Below are 2,853 nucleotides of genomic sequence, written 5' to 3'. Positions count from 1 at the left end.
GGACGGGAACGAATGTGGTGGAGGTTTCTATACAAATAAATAAAATTAAAGAAATACTTAAAAACTATAAAGGAACTAAAAAACAACAAAAAGAATTAGAAGAACAAGTAAAGGAAATAAAGGATAATCTAAAAAATATAGATGAATTAAAAAAAGAAATAGATAATTTAGAAAAAAATAAAACTAATCTTGTAGAAAAAGGAAAAAAATTTGAACAGAATGATTTAGTAAAAATAGATGAAAATATAGAAGTTTTAAGCAATTATGCCACAAAACTTAATAAAAAAGAAAATACAGGAGGTGTCATTGCTAACATAACCCAAGATTCATATTTTGATGGGATTATCAATGGGGTTTCTGCTAAAGAAAATATTATTTTGAGTCAAAATTCTCTTTTCAAAGAAATATCAATACCCAACTCTATTAGTATCCCGAAAGATGAAATTTCTTTTGAAATTTTTGAAGTAAATAACCATTTTAAAGTTATTGTCAGTACTTCAAATATAAGTAATGACAACTTTGAAAAATTAAAGAATGAAGTCGAACAGACACAAGGAATTGCGGTGTGGTTACATTATACCAAAGGAGAAAACCAACTAAAATACAAAATAAACTATCAGGATTATTATTTTTCTAAAAAACAAGATATTGAAACTTTTAGAAGAGTAGTAAGAAAAATGTTAGAAAATGCTAATAAAACTGATAATTGGGGAGCTTTGGTCATTGGTAGTACTTTTGGTTTAAGCTCAATGACACAAAAAATGATATCTACTCCAAGTGATTATAAAGAAGTAGGAGAAAACATTTTGAAATACGACTATTAGAACATTTTTATGAATATTTGTACGAAAAAAAGAAAAGAAATGAATTTCCAAACGACATTATAGAACAATCTGTTAATAATCAGGAAGCATTGTTAGAAACTGCTTTTCCAAATAATGCTATTGATATGGTTTGGTTGGAGAGAATTTTACCTAAAGATAAAATAGAAGAATTTAGAAAATTATTGAATGTTTTTATTGATAAGATAGATTTTTCACGAATAGGAGTTGGATTAGAGAAATCAGTAGGAGAGGAACTTAATTTTGGTATAAAACACGAAGCTAATATAATATTAGGGAATGTATTATTTTTAGGAGGAGCAGATGCTGGTTATGTACATTCTTACTACGGAGGTGAGACAGGGGCAGGAGGTGCTTTGGCTGCTGGATTTTCCGTGAATGCAGGACAAACCTTATTCGCAACATTCAATACCGAAGATAAGTATAAAGAACATATAAATTTTGCAGGAACTTATAATTATTTTAGATTAAACTGAGTGCGGAAACAGGGGCAGTTTTGGGAGGATTAAATATTTCTGTAGGAAGATCTTTAACTTATTCTGTGGGACAAACTCCCGAAACAGATGAGGAAAGTTGGTATGTTATATCTACATCAGGGTCTGTTGGTATTGGAGGAGGAGCCTCTATACCAGGTAGTGTTATAGGAGGAATAGGAAAAATATATTTTATTAACCCCCAAAAGGTGGATAAACCAAAAACAAAATGGGAAACATTAAAAAGTTATGTCAAATTTATAATACCGCACTAATTATGAAAAAATTTGTACCTCTTTTTTTCCTTTTATTATGTTTTGTAGCTTTTGTTGTAATAGATGTTATTGATAGAAATGAAAAGAAAAAATATACTAATAGTAAAAGAGACAATTATAAAAAAAATACTGCTTTTTATATCTCTGGAAATATTTTTAAGATGAAAAAAGTAGGGAATTTTAGTTATATTCTTTTTATCAAAGCGGATTCAGTTAATATATCAAAAACAGCAGTAATAGAAAGTAGTAGAATTTCAGGAATTTATGATTATAATAGCAGAATTGTAGCATTCTTATCTGTATCTAAATCATATGATATTGAAATTAAGACAAAAAAGATTGTAGAACCTCTATATATAGAAGTTATACTTAATGAAGGAATGTATAACATTTATTTTTCACATAATAATTTAAGTTTAACTACAGAAATATCAGATGTAGATATAAAAGGGAATGTGGGACAATTTCTACTTCAACAGATGGATACAATGAAAAAGCCCATAAAGTTCTAAAAATATAATTCATTAAAAATCAATTAAAAACGTTCTTTGACATAATATTTCCCCGTAACAGTGCTTCGTGCCACAGGTTCAAATGGTGTGTTTTCAGGTGAAGGTTATATACAAATACCCTATTTGCTTGATACGAAAATCAAAGTAGTTTTCAATGGAATAATGCTCAATACCGAGAGGCAACTTGTTGAAGGTAAGCTCATTACGACTTATGATAAGACAGAAAGTAATGTGGTGGAAGTTCCGATAATTAAAACGATTGGCGATGCTATTGAGGCATTGGAAAAAGTTTTTAAAAAGCAGAAAGAAATTATCCAAAAACAGGAAAATCTTGAAAAACAATTCGCTGAAAACAAAATAAATAAGGAAAAATACGAGCAGGAACAAGAAAAAATAAAAGAACTAATTGCTCAAAACGATAAAAATTTAGATGCTGTAAATCAATATGTTAAAGAAACACCCTCCATAACAGAAGCTGAAAATAAAAATGTAACAAATCAAATAAATACGTTCAAATCTTCGGGCTCGAAGCAATCATTTGATGAAAGTAAAGCTGATGAACTTTTAGCTACATTTAAGGATTTAAAAAAGAAAGAAGAGCAAGAAATCGCTGAAAATGAAGGTGTTGAAAAAATAGAAGAGTTAGAAGAATATGTAAATATTGAAATTGATTTAGAAAATTTTGAGATTTTAGGGAAAAGTTTAAAAGACCCACCTGTAAAAGAGGGACAATTTATCGGAGAAATAAGAA

At 28.6% G+C, this 2,853-nt stretch carries 3 protein-coding genes and 2 pseudogenes; all 5 read left to right on the top strand.

Going from position 1 to position 2,853, the window contains the following annotated elements; translation table 11 throughout:
• A pseudogene (locus OO775_RS11025) lies at positions 1 to 824 on the top strand (hypothetical protein); the annotation flags it as partial.
• A 17-nt stretch (positions 825 to 841) separates the two neighbouring features.
• On the top strand, positions 842 to 1,318 hold the full coding sequence (locus tag OO775_RS11020; protein WP_264847194.1) for a hypothetical protein: 477 nt from the start codon (positions 842 to 844) through the stop codon (positions 1,316 to 1,318).
• A 20-nt stretch (positions 1,319 to 1,338) separates the two neighbouring features.
• Positions 1,339 to 1,590, top strand: a complete 252-nt coding sequence (locus OO775_RS11015; protein ID WP_264847193.1) for a hypothetical protein — start codon at positions 1,339 to 1,341, stop codon at positions 1,588 to 1,590.
• A 2-nt stretch (positions 1,591 to 1,592) separates the two neighbouring features.
• The gene (locus OO775_RS11010) at positions 1,593 to 2,102 is read left to right on the top strand and encodes a hypothetical protein (RefSeq protein ID WP_264847192.1); all 510 of its coding nucleotides are present in this window, start codon (positions 1,593 to 1,595) and stop codon (positions 2,100 to 2,102) included.
• Positions 2,103 to 2,162: 60 nt separating this feature from the next.
• Positions 2,163 to 2,853: pseudogene (locus OO775_RS11005) on the top strand (hypothetical protein); the annotation flags it as partial.

The sequence above is a fragment of the Capnocytophaga catalasegens genome (genome assembly GCF_026005215.1).
In the GTDB taxonomy this organism is placed as follows: Bacteria; Bacteroidota; Bacteroidia; order Flavobacteriales; family Flavobacteriaceae; genus Capnocytophaga; species Capnocytophaga catalasegens.
Note: the sequence above shows the minus strand (reverse complement) of the source record. Positions and strands in the feature narration are given on the sequence as shown.